Origin of the sequence: Burkholderia sp. MS389 (assembly GCF_016899425.1) — a bacterium.
Lineage (GTDB): Bacteria > Pseudomonadota > Gammaproteobacteria > Burkholderiales > Burkholderiaceae > Burkholderia > Burkholderia sola.
The window spans coordinates 3,519,094-3,533,746 of the sequence record NZ_CP045994.1; the positions used below are offsets into that span (position 1 = coordinate 3,519,094).

The 14,653-nt window shown below is 66.3% G+C and carries 10 protein-coding genes; 9 read left to right on the forward strand and 1 reads right to left on the reverse strand.

Annotated features, from left to right (window positions below; genetic code table 11):
- The first annotated feature begins 24 nt into the window (after nt 1-24).
- The 9 genes from GJG85_RS16375 to GJG85_RS16415 all read left to right on the forward strand — a co-directional run bounded on the left by GJG85_RS16375 (nt 25) and on the right by GJG85_RS16415 (nt 13,486).
- Nucleotides 25-852 carry a fimbria/pilus periplasmic chaperone gene (locus GJG85_RS16375; protein WP_306427009.1) on the forward strand — a complete coding sequence of 276 codons (828 nt, stop codon included), beginning with the start codon at nt 25-27 and terminating at the stop codon, nt 850-852.
- 114 nt (nt 853-966) lie between these two features.
- Nucleotides 967-3,576, forward strand: a complete 2,610-nt coding sequence (locus tag GJG85_RS16380) for a fimbria/pilus outer membrane usher protein (protein ID WP_176016702.1) — start codon at nt 967-969, stop codon at nt 3,574-3,576.
- A gap of 56 nt (nt 3,577-3,632) precedes the next feature.
- Nucleotides 3,633-4,706 carry a fimbrial protein gene (locus GJG85_RS16385; RefSeq protein ID WP_176016701.1) on the forward strand — a complete coding sequence of 358 codons (1,074 nt, stop codon included), beginning with the start codon at nt 3,633-3,635 and terminating at the stop codon, nt 4,704-4,706.
- Nucleotides 4,707-4,956: 250 nt separating this feature from the next.
- The gene (locus tag GJG85_RS16390) at nt 4,957-5,499 is read left to right on the forward strand and encodes a fimbrial protein (protein ID WP_050017925.1); all 543 of its coding nucleotides are present in this window, start codon (nt 4,957-4,959) and stop codon (nt 5,497-5,499) included.
- A 484-nt stretch (nt 5,500-5,983) separates the two neighbouring features.
- Nucleotides 5,984-8,890, forward strand: coding sequence for an autotransporter outer membrane beta-barrel domain-containing protein (locus GJG85_RS16395; RefSeq protein ID WP_204383478.1), 2,907 nt, complete (start codon nt 5,984-5,986; stop codon nt 8,888-8,890).
- A 265-nt stretch (nt 8,891-9,155) separates the two neighbouring features.
- On the forward strand, nt 9,156-10,301 hold the full coding sequence (locus GJG85_RS16400; protein WP_050017923.1) for a homoserine O-acetyltransferase: 1,146 nt from the start codon (nt 9,156-9,158) through the stop codon (nt 10,299-10,301).
- On the forward strand, nt 10,298-10,906 hold the full coding sequence (gene metW / locus GJG85_RS16405) for a methionine biosynthesis protein MetW (RefSeq protein ID WP_006755281.1): 609 nt from the start codon (nt 10,298-10,300) through the stop codon (nt 10,904-10,906). The genes GJG85_RS16400 and metW overlap by 4 nt, the downstream gene beginning before the upstream one ends.
- Nucleotides 10,907-11,025: 119 nt before the next feature.
- Nucleotides 11,026-12,447: an AmpG family muropeptide MFS transporter gene (locus GJG85_RS16410; RefSeq protein ID WP_050017922.1), complete on the forward strand. Its 1,422-nt coding sequence runs from the start codon at nt 11,026-11,028 to the stop codon at nt 12,445-12,447.
- Nucleotides 12,437-13,486: a M48 family metallopeptidase gene (locus tag GJG85_RS16415; protein ID WP_050017921.1), complete on the forward strand. Its 1,050-nt coding sequence runs from the start codon at nt 12,437-12,439 to the stop codon at nt 13,484-13,486. The genes GJG85_RS16410 and GJG85_RS16415 overlap by 11 nt, the downstream gene beginning before the upstream one ends.
- Nucleotides 13,487-13,507: 21 nt before the next feature.
- Here the strand turns inward: GJG85_RS16415 and GJG85_RS16420 are convergent, their stop codons facing one another.
- Nucleotides 13,508-14,452 carry an AraC family transcriptional regulator gene (locus GJG85_RS16420; protein WP_204383480.1) on the reverse strand — a complete coding sequence of 315 codons (945 nt, stop codon included), beginning with the start codon at nt 14,450-14,452 and terminating at the stop codon, nt 13,508-13,510.
- Nucleotides 14,453-14,653 lie beyond the last annotated feature (201 nt).

Here is a 14,653-nt window from a genome sequence, read left to right on the forward strand (position 1 = left end):
CCGGCGGCCCGGGCACGCGATGCAGTGGTGCTGCACGGGCCGCGTCCGACCAACAGTGAACTGTCCATCTATAAGGAGAAATCGGCGATGGGAATGCCAATGAACTTGCGTTTGAGCGTGGGCGCAGCAATGCTGATCGCGTCGCTGTCCGGCCTGACCACCGCGGATGCAAGCGTCGTGATCGGCGGAACGCGTGTGATCTATCCGGAAAAGGAGCGCGAGGTCACGGTCAAGATGACCAACGAGGGCGACCGGCCTTCGCTCGTCCAGGCATGGATCGACGACGGCCACGCGAACGCACTGCCCGACGACTCGAAGGTACCGTTTACGCTGACGCCGCCGTTGTTCCGTCTCGATCCGAAGAAAGGCCAGAGCCTGCGGCTGATCTATACGCAGGAACCGCTCGCGCAGAATAAGGAAACGCTGTACTGGCTCAACGTGCTCGACGTCCCACCTCAGGCGACCGGCGATTCGAATGATCCGAACATGCTGCAGCTCGCGTTCCGCACGCGCATCAAGCTGTTCTTCCGCCCGGCGGCACTGCAAGGCGTCGCCGACGAATCCGCGGAAAAGGTCACCTGGAATTTCGCGCCGAAGTCCAGCGGCGGCTATGCGCTGCAAGCGACGAATCCGACGCCCTACCACGTGACATTCACCAAGCTGGTCGTCAAGTCCGGCGGCGCGACCTGGACCGACGACAAGGGCGGCATGGTCAAGCCGGGCGCCACCGAACAATTCGACGTCGGCAACGTGCCGTCACCGTTGGGCGCGCCGATCGAAGTCGACTATACGTTCCTCAACGATTACGGCGCCGCCATCGAAGGCCGTTACGCGCCGAAAAAGGCGCACTGACACAGCCCGACCGTTTCTGACTCAACCCGTCGTTGACCTGCGGTGCGGCCCTCGCACCGGCACAGGTAGACCGTCGCTCGCGTTATGACGATGCGGCATCAACATATTGAATTCATGCGAGCGAATCATCACATTCAACCACTGGAGTCCCCGCGTTTAGCCCTCAAGCCGGGCTATCTGCTCGTCATGGCGACGCTCGGCGGCTGGACGGCCGGTGCATTTGCCGCCGACGCGTCAACCACTCCGGCAGAGCACTTCGATGTCGCGCAGGTTCAGTTCAATGACACGTTGATGATGAAACCGCGCGGCCAGCGGCTCGACCTCGATCGCTTCGCGAAAGGCAACCCGGTTCCGGCCGGCGAGTACCTGGTCGACCTCTACGTGAACGAAACGTGGACCGGCCGCTCGACCGTACGCTTCGATGCACCGGCAGGCGCGGTCAGCGCGACGCCGTGCCTCGATCGCACGGTCGTGAGCCGGCTCGGCCTCGACAGCGAGACGCTGACCGATGCGGCGCGCGCCGAGCTGGCTCGCGTGCAGGCCGGCGAGTGCACGGACGTCGCCAGTCTGGTGGCCGGCGCTACGATTGAATTCGACCTGTCCGAGTTGCGGCTGAACGTGAGCATTCCGCAGGCATCGCTGCTGCGCAATCCACGCGGTTACGTGAGTCCGGAACTGTGGGACAGTGGCGTGCCGAGCATGACGCTCAAGTACGACGCAAACGTGTTCCGGAACATGTCGTCCGGCTATGACAGCACGCAGGCCTATCTCGGGTTGCACGGGGGCGCCAATCTCGGCAACTGGCATTTCCGCCACAACGGGTCCTACAGCGCGCAATCCCAAGGGCCGAGCCGCTACCGGAGCCTCAATACCTACCTGCAGCGCGACCTGCCCGCATGGCGCAGCCAGCTGAAGATCGGTGAGACCTATACCGACGGCACGCTGTTCGAGAGCGTCGGCATGCGCGGCGCCACGCTCGAATCGGACGACCGGATGCTGCCCGATTCGATGCGCGGCTATGCGCCGATGATCCGCGGCGTCGCCACGAGCAATGCGCACGTCGAAGTGTCGCAGAACGGCGCGCTGCTGTACGAAACCAACGTCGCGCCCGGCCCGTTCGAGATCAACGACCTGTACCCGACCGGTTACGGCGGCAACCTGCTCGTCACGGTCACCGAGGCCGACGGCAGGAAGCACAGCTTCACAGTGCCATATGCGGCGGTCGTGCAGTCGCTGCGCCCTGGCATCTCGCGTTTCGGTGTCGCAGTGGGCCAGTTGCGCGAGCCGCTGCTCGAGCGTCACCCGAATTTTGCGCAGGCCACCTATCAGCGCGGCATCAGCAACCTGCTGACCGGCTATGTCGGGGCCATCGTCGCGGAAAACTATCTGGCCGGGCTGGTCGGTGCCGCGTTCAACACGCCGGCCGGCGCTTTCGCGGTCGATGTCACGCAGGCGAGCGCCCGCATCCCGGGCGTGTCGGCCACGAGCGGCCAGAGCGTGCGCGTCAGCTACAGCAAGTCCGTCGAAGCGACGGGCACCAACGTCGCGGTCGCCGCGTACCGTTACTCATCGCGCGGATACTGGGGCATGCGCGATGCGATGCATGCCCGGGAACAAGCGGCGGCAGGCCGGGATCCGGGCGACGTGTACCGGCAGCGCAACCAGGTTCAACTGACGCTGAACCAGACGCTCGGCGAAGGGCGCGGCACGCTGTTCGCGATCGGCTCGTCGTCCAGCTACTGGAATCGGCAAGGCACGACCACGCAGTTCCAGGTCGGCTACAACAACAGCCTGCGGATCGCCGGCCTCAACGTGAGCTACAACCTGTCGGTGTCGAGGCAGCGTGACGGCTATTCGGGCAACCTGAACAATCAGGTCTATGCGAACGTGACCATCCCGCTCGGCCGGCGCTCGTACTCGCCGACGTTGAGCTCGAGTATCGCGCACGACAACCAGGGCGGCACCACCGGCCAGATGTCGCTGACCGGCACGCTCGGCGAATCCGGCGCGCTCACCTACGGCTTGAACACCACCACCGGCGGCGGCACGACGTCGGGCGGCGGCAACGTGCAGTATCGCAGCCCGTTCGCGACTTTCTCGGGCAGCGCGACCGGCGGCAGCGGCTACTCGAGCGTATCCGTCGGCGTATCGGGCGGCGTCGTCGGTCATGCGGGCGGTGTCACGCTGGCCAACGATCTCGGCGATACCGTCGCGATCATCGAGGCCAAGGACGCCGTCGGCGCCCGTATCACCAACGGCACGGACGTTCGGATCGGCCGGCGCGGCTATGCGGTGCTGCCGTATCTGACGCCGTACAAAATGAACTCAATCGAGCTCGACCCGAAGGGCATTCCGCTCGACGTGGAGATGCTGACGACGAGCCAGCAGGTCGCACCGCGCGCGAATTCGGTGGTGAAGCTCAAGTTCGGCACCATCAGCGGACGCGCGGTGCTGCTCGGGATTCATCAGCCGGACGGCACGCCCATTCCGTTTGGCAGCGCGGTGGTCGACGAGGAAGGCAATTCGATCGGCATGGCGGGCCAGGGCGGCACGGTATTCACGCGCGGCCTGAATGATTCGGGTGTGCTGACCGCGAAATGGGGCGACCGCGCCAATCAGGCCTGTTCGTTCTCCTACAGTTTGCCGACGGAGCGGAGCAAACATTCCGCATACGCGCGGATGGACGCGAAATGCGATTACTCGCTGGTCAAGGCCCGGCCGTAAGCCGTTCCACATGCTGCCGACTCCTTCGAACACACAATTTTTTACGGTGAGGTTTCATGAAGTTCACCCCACGCAGATTCGTCATTCATCTTCTCAGGCTGCTCATCGTCTGGTTGATACCGGTGACATGCGGTTTCGGCACTGCGCATGCGCAAGCATGCAAGTTCGACAAGCCCAACCAGGTATCTAGCTGGTACTTCACCTTCGGTAATGGAGGGAAACTCGTCATTCCACCCAATTTGCCGAATGGCGCCGTACTTGGAACCGCCACTACGGAATTTGAGTACGTCTGTGACACCAATCCCCCCCTGCACGGCAAGCCCGGCGGATGGGAGATCCAGTTCGGGCAGTGGTTCTGGCAGACCAAAATGCCGGGTGTCTACAGCATCGGCACTTTTACCGGCTGGGAGCACTATCTATACATCGGCATTCGCACGACGAACCTGGATACGGGTGAAGTCATGATGCTCCCCTCTACTGCTCAGCGGTGGGCGCCACCGTTCGGTGAGACCGGGCCCGTCCGAGGCGTGGTGAGGGTCAAGAAAGAGCTGATCAAAGTGGACGACATGATCTACAACTATCCCAATGCAACGCTATTCTCACCTACTCAATTCGATTCGGAGATACGAATACACAACAGGAATACCAATGCACCTGCGGCGATTTGGAGAAGCTATTGGAAGGAAACCGGGAACATCGCGCTCACCCCGGTCAGCTGTACCGTCCTGACGAAAAACCAGACCGTCCCGCTGCCACCGGTCGCCGCCAGCAAGCTGAATGCGGTCGGCATGACAGCTGGCGATCGCGACTTCGCCATCGGCCTGTCCTGCAAGTCCGGCACGAGCCTCTACGTGACGCTGACGGACCTGACCAATCCGGGAAACATGGGCAATGCCCTCACGCTCACGCCGGACGCCACGGCGAAGGGCGTCAAGCTGCGGATTCTCAGGAACGGCCAACCCGTCAGCTACGGTCCCGATTCGGGCGCGGTCGGCAACCCGAACCAGTGGTACGTCGGATCGTCAGGGTCGGTAAGCAGCATCCCGCTGAGCGCGCAATACATCGCGACCGGAGCCGTATCGGGCGGGACGGTCAAGGGCGCCGCGACGTTCACGTTGAGCTATCAGTGAACGCGTCGCACTCGATCAAAGCAATTCGGCAGTGCGCCGGCCGCAACCCAATTTCAAGCGGTAGGCGCGCTCCATCGGTCACCGTCCGATCGGTGACCAAAACAAGCTTCTGATTAGCAGTCCGACAGGACTTCATCGGAAGGTGCTTATCGGATGAACTCGACATGCCGCACGCACGGCCAATCCCGGCGTGCAGGCGGCACGACGACGGAGTCCGCGTTTTTTCCAACCAGTACTTGAGGAAATTGATATGAAATTCGCTCTCTCCAGCATCGCTGCTCTCACCGTCGCAGCCGCAGCCATGATGCCGGCCGTCTCGCACGCCGCCGACGGCACGATCACCATCAACGGCAAGATCGGTACGCAGACCTGCACGATCGACGGCAACGGCACGGGCGGCAAGGACTTCACGGTCGCGCTGCCGAAGGTGTCGACGTCGTCGCTCGCCAGCGGCGGCTCGACGGCAGGCCGCACGCCGTTCAAGATCGGCCTGAAGAACTGCTCGCCGGCCACCGGCAACGTCTTCACGCATTTCGAGGCAGGCACGACGGTCAACTCGACCACCGGTCAGCTGCTCAACGCATCGGGCACCGCGAAGAACGTCGAAGTCGGCCTGCTCAACGGCGATACGACCAATATCGGCGTCGGCAAGGCCGATGAAAATTCGAAGGCGGTCGCGCTGAAGGACGGCGCTGCAGACCTGCCGTACTACGCCCAGTATGTCGCGACGGGCGGCGCAGCAGGTCAAGGCACGGTGAACACCTCGGTGATGTACTCGATCATGTATCAGTAAAGTCCGAGCGCCGGTGCGCGTCCTGCGCGCCGGCTCGTACCAGGGCGCGGGGGCGCGCGCCCCTTCCCCGACATCCTCGGCGGACCAACGCGCCATCGATCCGCGTGCCGACGGAATTGTCGTTCGAGCAGTCGTCACTGCCTCTCGCCTCTTTCAGGATTCCCTCATCAACCCGGCCGGCAACGCTCACGCCGGGCGGCACGCAATTGGCCAGCGCAGTTCCAGGCCCGCTACACACCACCCACGCCTCCAATCATTCAGGCAACGGGCACCGAAGCACCTTCCCGCCTCACGTGTCCCCCGTGCCGTTCGTCGGTTTCCTCCGAAAATTCGAACTCGTCCAATATCCAAACCTGCTCAACAAAACTACTTTTCACCTGTTCAAGACAAGAAAGGTGATCTGGTGAACCGCAGTTATTTCCTCTCGTCCCGAGCGCGCGTCCGCCTGTACGTCGCACATTCGGCCCTGCTCGCCGGCGCGGCGATGTCGTCGCCGTCAACCGCACAAGTCACGGGCGGCGGCCCGCAGCAAGCCGACGGCATTGAACTCGAAGTCGCGCCGGGTGAATATTCGACGCACGAGGCCGGCAAAGCGGTGCTTTCCGCGATCAACGGCGGCATCCTGACGACCGGCGGCAGGACCCGCGTTTTTTCAACCGGCAACGGCGCGGCGGGCGCCGCCGCATGGGGCAGCGCGTCGCGCGTCGTGCTGCGCGATACGGAAATCCGGACCCGCGGCGGCTCCAGCGCCGGCATCGATCTTCGTAATGGTGCCAACGCGACTGCGGAGCGCATTTCCATCGATACCGACGGCGACTACGCGCATGGCGCGTCCGTCGACGGCACCAACGCGCGCCTCACGCTCTCCGACAGCGTGATCGTGACACGCGGCAAGGAAGCGCATGGCATCACGGCGATCCTGGCGCCGGGCGGCACCATCGAGGTGGCCGACACGCTGGTCCGTACCAGCGGCCTGTTCGGCGTCGGCCTGTCCATCAGTTACGGCGGTGTCCGCGCGACACTGACCCGCACCGATATCCGCACGGACGGCGACTACGCGTCGGTGCTGTACCTGCCGAGCGCCTCCACGGTCGCACTGAACGACTCGCACCTCGAAACCGCCGGCGACTACGCGCTCGGCGTGGACACGCGCGAGGGCAGCGTCGAACTCGCGGGCACGCGCGTCATCACGCACGGCAAGAGCGCGCACGGGCTTTATGCATCGAAGGAATACACCGATACGCCTGTCGTCGATGCAACCGATACGTTGGTGACCACCACCGGCGACCGCGCAATCGGCGTGATCGCCCGCCTCGGCGGCAAGATCTCGATGACGCGCGGCGGCATCACCACGAGCGGCGAACGCGCGCGCGGCGTGATGTCGGCCGGCGCGGACTCCGTCGCGTCGCTCGTCGATACGAGCGTCGAAACGCAGGGCAAGCAAGCCGTTGCGCTTTATTCGAGTTCAGGCGGCACAATCGACCTGGTGCGGACCAGCGCGCGCGCGACCGGCGAAGGCGCCCCCGCAGCGGCCGTCTACGGCGGTACGCTGACGATCGACGACGGTTCGCTGGTCAGCGAACGCCACGGCGCGATCGACGCGTCCGACGCGACCATCGCGCTGAAGAACGGCACGCGCGCCATCGGCGGCAACGGCACACTGCTGTCGGTCCATGCAGAGTCAAGCGCACCCGTGCGCCTCACGCTCGACACCGGCTCCCGTGCCGACGGCGACATCGTCAACCTGCCGACCGACGACGGCAGTGCGACCGATGCCGTGACGAACGTCGCGCTCGCCAATGCATCCGAGTGGACCGGCGCGACCGACGTGGTCCGCACGCTGTCGCTCGACACGAACAGCCGCTGGACCGTCACCGCCGATTCGACGGTCGGCTCCGTCGCCCTGAACGATTCGACGATCGAGTTCGCCGCGCCCGCGGCACGCGGCATGCCGACGCCGCGCACGCTCGTCGTGACGGGCGACTATGCGGCCCGCAACGGCCGGCTCGTCCTCCATACGACGCTGCAGGACGACGCGTCGCCCACCGACCGCCTCATGATCGACGGCGGCCGAGCGTCCGGCGACACCGGTATCGTCGTCAAGCGTTCGGGCGGCGACGGTGCGCCGACGACCATCGGCATCCCGCTCGTCGAAACCCGCAATGGCGGCACGACGGACGTGTCGGCATTCACCCTCGATGCGGGATCCGACGGCTACCGGAATGGCTTCGGCACGTTGTCCGCGGGCGGCTACGACTACATGCTCAAGCGCGGCGGCAACGGCGGGCAGGAAGAAGACTGGTATCTCGTGTCCGCTGCGAAGCCTCAGCCGCCGGTTCCACCCGGCCCCGTCGACCCGGTTCCGCCCGGCCCGGTCGATCCCGAGCCGCCGATCGTGCCGGAAATCACTCCGCCGCCGCGTGCCGCCGCACCGGAGCCCGATGCGTATCTGGCGAATGCCGATGCAGCCTCGATGATGGCCGTCCATACGCTGCATCAGCGTGAAGACGCGTCACTGCGCACGGGCGCGGCCGCGACAGGGCCGCTCGACGGCGCGATATGGCTGCGCGCCGAAGGCCAGATGACGTCGATGTCGGGCGGCAATCGCAGCGTGTCGGGCAACGGTCGGTTGATTCACGCCGGCGCCGACCTGCTCCGCTTCGAAGACGGTCACGGCGGCAGCGTGCGCGTCGGCGCGATGGGCATGTACGGCAGCCAGACGAACTGGTCGACGCGTCCGCTGTGGAATGCGATCGAGCACCGCGTGATGAACGCCACCGCGCGCGGCAGCGTCTCCGGCTACAACGTCGGCCTGTATGGCACGTGGTACGGCAACCGTGACATCCTGACCGGCCCTTATGTCGACGCATGGTTCATGTATGGCGCCTACGCGAACAGCGTCGGCGGCAGCCTCGCTGCCGACTCGTACCGTTCGCGCACCCTCACGGGCTCGGTCGAAACGGGCTATTCATTGCCCTTCTACGAGCGGGGCGACACACGATTCTTCGTCGAGCCCGAAGCGCAGCTCGTCGTATCCGACTATCGCGCGGATGCACACGGCACGGCCGGCGGCCGCGTCGACGGCCAGGGCTCCACCGACGTGCTCACCCGCCTGGGCGTGCGCGTGCATGGCATCACCGCGATGCCGCATGGACGCGAACTTCGGCCGTTCATCGAGGCAAACTGGTGGCACGGCCCCGGCTCGCGCTCGCTGACGCTCGATCGCAATGCGTTCTCGTTCAGCGTGCCGCGCGACCGGGCTGCCGTCCGGATCGGCGCAACCGGGCAGTTGAGCCGGCAATTCTCGATATCGGCGAGCATCGGCGTGGAAGGCAATCTGTCCGACTACTCGGTGGTAAAGGGACAGTTCTCGGCGAAATACCGCTGGTGAAGTCGTCGGCGGCCGGCGAGGTGTGAAATCCGCGCCCTGCGGAATTCCGCTATACTCCTCCGACTGCCGCCCGCTTGGCGGCAGTCGGAAGCGCGCCGATTTGCTGACTCGATTGCGGGCGCGCGAACCGGCCGGGGCGTTGATGTGTCGATGCGTCGTTCCCTGGCGGTTCACTACAAATGCGGCTAAAGAGGTCGTCAGCCGCGCATCTCCGACTCCGCGCCTCGCCGACACCATTTAGCCGCCCAGTCATAAGGCGGAACGAATGGAATCGATCGGCATCGTCGCTCCACAGACCATGCACTTCGCCGAACCGCTGCGCTTGCAAAGCGGCAGCGTGATCGGCAACTATCAGCTCGTCGTCGAGACGTACGGCGAACTCAACGCCGCGCGCTCGAACGCGGTGCTCGTCTGCCACGCGCTCAACGCGTCGCACCACGTCGCCGGCATCTACGCGGACGATCCGCGCAGCACCGGCTGGTGGGACAACATGGTCGGCCCCGGCAAGCCGCTCGACACCAACCGCTTCTTCGTGATCGGCGTGAACAACCTCGGCTCGTGTTTCGGCTCGACCGGCCCGATGAGCATCGACCCGTCGACCGGCAAGCCCTATGGCGCGAGCTTCCCGGTCGTCACCGTCGAGGACTGGGTGCACGCGCAGGCGCGCGTCGCGGATGCCTTCGGCATCGAGCGCTTCGCCGCGGTGATGGGCGGCAGCCTCGGCGGGATGCAGGCGCTCGCGTGGAGCCTGATGTATCCGGAGCGCGTCGCGCACTGCATCGACATCGCGTCGACGCCGAAGCTGTCCGCGCAGAACATCGCGTTCAACGAGGTCGCGCGCTCGGCGATCCTGTCCGATCCCGACTTCCACGGCGGCGACTACTACGCGCACGGCGTGAAGCCGAAGCGCGGCCTGCGCGTCGCGCGGATGATCGGCCACATCACGTACCTGTCCGACGACGACATGGCCGAGAAATTCGGCCGCGCGCTGCGCCGCGCCGACGGCGCGCTCGACGCGTACAACTTCAGCTTCGACGTCGAATTCGAGGTCGAGTCGTACCTGCGCTACCAGGGCGACAAGTTCGCCGACTACTTCGACGCGAACACCTACCTGCTGATTACGCGCGCGCTCGACTACTTCGACCCGGCGAAGGCGTTCGACGGCAACCTGACGGCCGCGCTCGCGCACACGCAGGCGAAATACCTGATCGCGAGCTTCTCGACCGACTGGCGTTTCGCGCCGGCACGCTCGCGCGAGATCGTGAAGGCGCTGCTCGACAACAAGCGCACGGTCAGCTACGCGGAAATCGATGCGCCGCACGGCCACGACGCGTTCCTGCTCGACGACGCGCGCTATCACAACCTGCTCCGCGCGTATTACGAACGAATTGCCAACGAGGTGGGCGCATGAACCAGCAAGCGCTGAATTCCCTGTCCGCGCGCGCGGACTTCCGCACGATCGCGCGCTGGGTCGAACCGCGCTCGACGGTGCTCGACCTCGGTTGCGGCGACGGCTCGCTGCTCGCGCTGCTGATGGAAGAACTGGACGTGACCGGCTACGGGATCGAGCTGAACGACGCGGGCGTGCTCGCCAGCGCGAAGAACGGCATCAACGTGATCCAGCAGAACCTCGAAGACGGCCTGCGCCTGTTCGAGGACCACAGCTTCGACATCGCGATCCTGTCGCAGACGTTGCAGACGATTCACCAGACGGCTGCGATCCTGCGCGAAACCGCGCGGGTCGGCCGCGAGTGCATCGTGTCGTTCCCGAACTTCGGCTACTGGCCGCACCGGCTGTCGGTGCTGAACGGCCGGATGCCGGTGTCGAAGTCGCTGCCTTACCAGTGGCACAACACGCCCAACGTGCGGGTGCTGACGATCGAGGATTTCGAGGCGCTCGCGCCCGAAGTCGGTGTGACGATCCTCGACCGCGTGGTGCTGCACGAAGGCCAACCGATTCGATGGGGAGCGAACTGGCGTGGTAGTCTTGCTGTCTACCGCGTCAAGCGCAGCTGAGCCGGGGAGCCGTTGACGGACGCCGACGGCCCGCACGCACGTGCGGCCGCGCCGCTGCGCGACCCGCGCCGCCGCCTGTGCTGCCGCCGCCATCAGTCAACGCTACCCAGTTCCAGTCCATGTCGAAAACGCCACACGAGGCGCCCGCACTCACCGCTCACGAGGATCACCCCGGCTGGCGCGCCTATCTGAACACGCACATGCTGATCTGCGTGTTCCTGGGCTTCACGTCGGGTCTGCCCCTCTTCACGCTCGTCTACCTCGTGCAGGCATGGCTGCGCTCCGAGGGCGTGAACCTGAAGGAAATCGGCCTGTTCGCGCTGATCCAGTTCCCGTATACGTGGAAGTTCCTGTGGGCGCCGCTGATGGACCGCTACGTCCCGCGACTACCCGGCTGGCGGCCGGGCCGCCGGCGCGGCTGGCTGCTGCTCACGCAGGTACTGGTCGCGGGTGCGATCGCCGCGCTCGGCTTCGTGTCGCCGCGCGACTCGATCTGGACGGTCGCCGCGCTCACGACGCTCGTCGCGTTCTTCGGCGCGAGCGCCGACATCGTGATCGATGCGTACCGCCGCGAACTGCTGCGCGACACCGAGCAGGGGCTCGGCAACGCGGTACACGTCAACGCGTACAAGCTCGCCGCGCTGATCCCCGGTTCGCTGGCGCTGATCCTGTCCGACCACCTGCCGTGGGACGCCGTGTTCGCGATCACCGGCGCGTTCATGCTGCCGGGCATCCTGATGACGCTCGTCGTGCGCGAGCCCGAAGTGGTCGGCGCACCACCGCGCAACCTGCGCGACGCGATCGTGCTGCCGTTCCGCGAATTCATCCAGCGCGACGGCTGGGCCGGCGCGCTGCTCGTCATCGCATTCATCTTCCTGTTCAAGATCGGCGACACGATGGCCACCACGCTGTCGACGTCGTTCTTCCTCGACATCGGCTTCTCGCGCACCGAGATCGGCATCGTCGCGAAAACCACCGCGCTCGTCGCGAGCGTCGCGGGCGGCATCATCGGCGGCATCTGGCTCGTGAAGATCGGCATCGGCCGCGGGCTGTGGATCTTCGGCGCGCTGCAGATGGTGTCGACGCTCGGCTTCGCGTGGCTCGCGCAGCTCGGCCCGGGCTCGCCGGTGCTCGCGGTGCTGTACGACTTCACGGTCGCGGCCAGCCACGCGCTCGCGTCGTTCATGTCGGTGTTCGGTATCGAGATCACGCCAAGGCTGAGCCCGATGACGGTCGCGCTCGCGATCGTCTACGGCTTCGAGACCTTCACGACCGGCCTGACGATGGCCGCGTTCGTCGCGTATATCGCGAGCACGACCGACCCGCGCTACACGGCCACGCAGTTCGCGCTGTTCACGAGCCTCGCGTCGGTGCCGCGCACGCTCGCGTCGGCCGCGAGCGGCTTCGTCGTCGCGAAGATCGGCTGGTACGACTATTTCATCGTGTGTACCGTGCTCGCCATCCCCGGCATGCTGCTGCTGTTCAGGATCGCGCCGTGGAACGGCACCGCGCGCAACGGCGAGGCGAGCCGTGCGCGGTAACCGCCCGCGTCGGCTCGCACACGCGGCGGCGGCGTTGAGCGTCGGCGCCGCGGCGCTGGCCGCGACGCTCGCGCACGCGACCGACACCGGCGCGGCCGCGGCAAGCTCCGCGCCGGCCGCCGCGCAAGCCGCGCCGCCCGCCGCTGCAACCTCTGCCGCGCCCGTCCCGCCGTCCGCCGAAGGCGCGCAGCCGACCGGCGCCGCGGTGCCGGCAAAGGCCTATACGCCGACGCCGACGCAAGTCCGCTACGGCAACGCGATCGCGTTCCGCACGCTGATCCCGTCGCCGCTGCTCGAACAGCTCACCGCGAACGAATACGCGCAGATCGTGCAGACGGCCGCCGACAGCAACCGGCTGCTGCCCGCGAACCAGCCGCGCGTGAAGCGCCTGCGCGCGATCGTCGCGAAGCTCGCGCCGTATTCGGTGAAGTGGAACGACCGCGTGAAAAGCTGGGCGTGGGACGTGAACGTGATCCGCTCGCGCGACATCCGCCTCACCTGCCTGCCGGGCGGCAAGGTGCTCGTGTACGGCGGCATGCTCGACCGCGTGCGCCTGAACGACGACGAGTTCGGCGTGCTGCTCGCGCACGGCATCGCGCACGCGCTGCGCGAACACGCGCGCAGCAACTTCAGCGTGGCCTCGCAGACGTCGCTGCGCGCGGCCGCGCTGCCGCCGCTGTTCGGCGTCGGCGATCCGCTGCCGCAGGCGCTGAACCTCGGCGAGCGCCTGCAGTCGCTCCACTACGATCCGACCGACGAGACCGAGGCCGACGTGATCGGCGGCGACATCGCCGCACGCGCGGGCTTCGATCCGCGCGCGGCGATCACGCTGTGGGACAAACTCGCGGTCGCGACGCGCGCGAACAAGACGTCGGGCTTCATCTACACGCACCCGTACAGCACCGCGCGCCGCCAGGATCTGCTGAACCGGCTGCCGGACCTGATGCCGCTGTACGCGAAGGCGACGGGCAAACGCGTCGAATCGCTGCCCGACTACGCGGGCATCAGCGCGCAGCGACGCAAGATCGTGCGGCGCTGAGCCGCCGCGCGGCGCCGGACGCTACGCGTCCACGTCGGCCATGGCCGGCCGCACCCCGCTGTCGCGCATCCAGCGCACTTCGTCGCCGGGGCTGCGGCCGAACAGCCGCTTGAACTCGCGGCTGAACTGCGACGCGCTCGCATAGCCGACCCGCGCGGCCGCCGCGCCGGCGCCGACCCCGTCCTGCACCATCATCAGCCGCGCCTGGTGCAGCCGCGCGGCCTTCACGTACTGCATCGGCGACGTCGCAGTCACGTGCTTGAACTGCGCATGGAACACCGCGAGGCTCATCCCGGCCTCGCGGGCGAGCGTCTCGACGTCGAGATCGGTCCTCAGGTCGGCATGGATGCGCCGCAGCGCCTTCGCGATGCGGCCGAAATGATGCTGCTGCACGAGCGCCGCGCGCATCGCGTCGCCCTGCTCGCCGGTCAGCACGCGATACGCGATCTCGCGCATGATCGCCGGCCCCAGCACCCGTGTGTCGTGCGGCGACGCGAGCGCTTCGAGCAGCCGCACGACCGCATCGGCCAGCGGCGCATCGAGCGGCGTCGAATAGACGCCGAGCGGCTCGCTGACCGCCGCGCCGAGCGTCTCGTCGAGCAGGATCGCGAGCTCGGCGATCACCGCGAGATCGACGCGGATCGAGATCGCGAGAAACGGCTCGTCCATGCTCGCGAACGTCTCGCATTCGAACGGCAGCGGCACCGACAGCACCAGATACTGCTGCGCGTCGTAGACGAACGAACGGTCGCCGAGATAGCCGAGCTTGCGGCCCTGGCACACGACGATGATGCTCGGCTCGTACAGCACGGGCATGCGCGGTACGGAATGGGTGACGCGAATGAAGCGCACGCCGTCGAGCGCCGCGAGCGTGTCGCCCTCGTTCGGCGCGAGGCGCGTGTGCAGCTCGATCATGCGGCGCTGCAGGCGCTCGCCCGCGTCGGCCAAAAGGGGTTGGAAGCTCATCGGTGCGGCCCTGTCCGGCAAGAGAATCTGGCTCGCAATGTAGCACCGTGAACGCGTTTTGACGGCCGTTCGTGGGCAATTCGAGAGGAATAGGCAAATCTTCCAGACCTTCGTGTATTTCGCCGCGGCGGTGCGCTCCTTACGATAGGCACCTGTCTCGCCGCATCGCCACATGATGCGACGGCAGTCTGTTTCACCGGA

Bases quoted from the DNA above. Each gene is read 5' to 3' on its own strand.
- GJG85_RS16380 (WP_176016702.1), top strand. From the start codon at position 967: ATGCGAGCGAATCATCACATTCAACCACTGGAGTCCCCGCGTTTAGCC.
- GJG85_RS16385 (WP_176016701.1), top strand. From the start codon at position 3,633: ATGAAGTTCACCCCACGCAGATTCGTCATTCATCTTCTCAGGCTGCTC.
- GJG85_RS16390 (WP_050017925.1), top strand. From the start codon at position 4,957: ATGAAATTCGCTCTCTCCAGCATCGCTGCTCTCACCGTCGCAGCCGCA.
- GJG85_RS16395 (WP_204383478.1), top strand. From the start codon at position 5,984: ATGTCGTCGCCGTCAACCGCACAAGTCACGGGCGGCGGCCCGCAGCAA.
- GJG85_RS16400 (WP_050017923.1), top strand. From the start codon at position 9,156: ATGGAATCGATCGGCATCGTCGCTCCACAGACCATGCACTTCGCCGAA.
- metW (WP_006755281.1), top strand. From the start codon at position 10,298: ATGAACCAGCAAGCGCTGAATTCCCTGTCCGCGCGCGCGGACTTCCGC.
- GJG85_RS16410 (WP_050017922.1), top strand. From the start codon at position 11,026: ATGTCGAAAACGCCACACGAGGCGCCCGCACTCACCGCTCACGAGGAT.
- GJG85_RS16420 (WP_204383480.1), bottom strand. From the start codon at position 14,452: ATGAGCTTCCAACCCCTTTTGGCCGACGCGGGCGAGCGCCTGCAGCGC.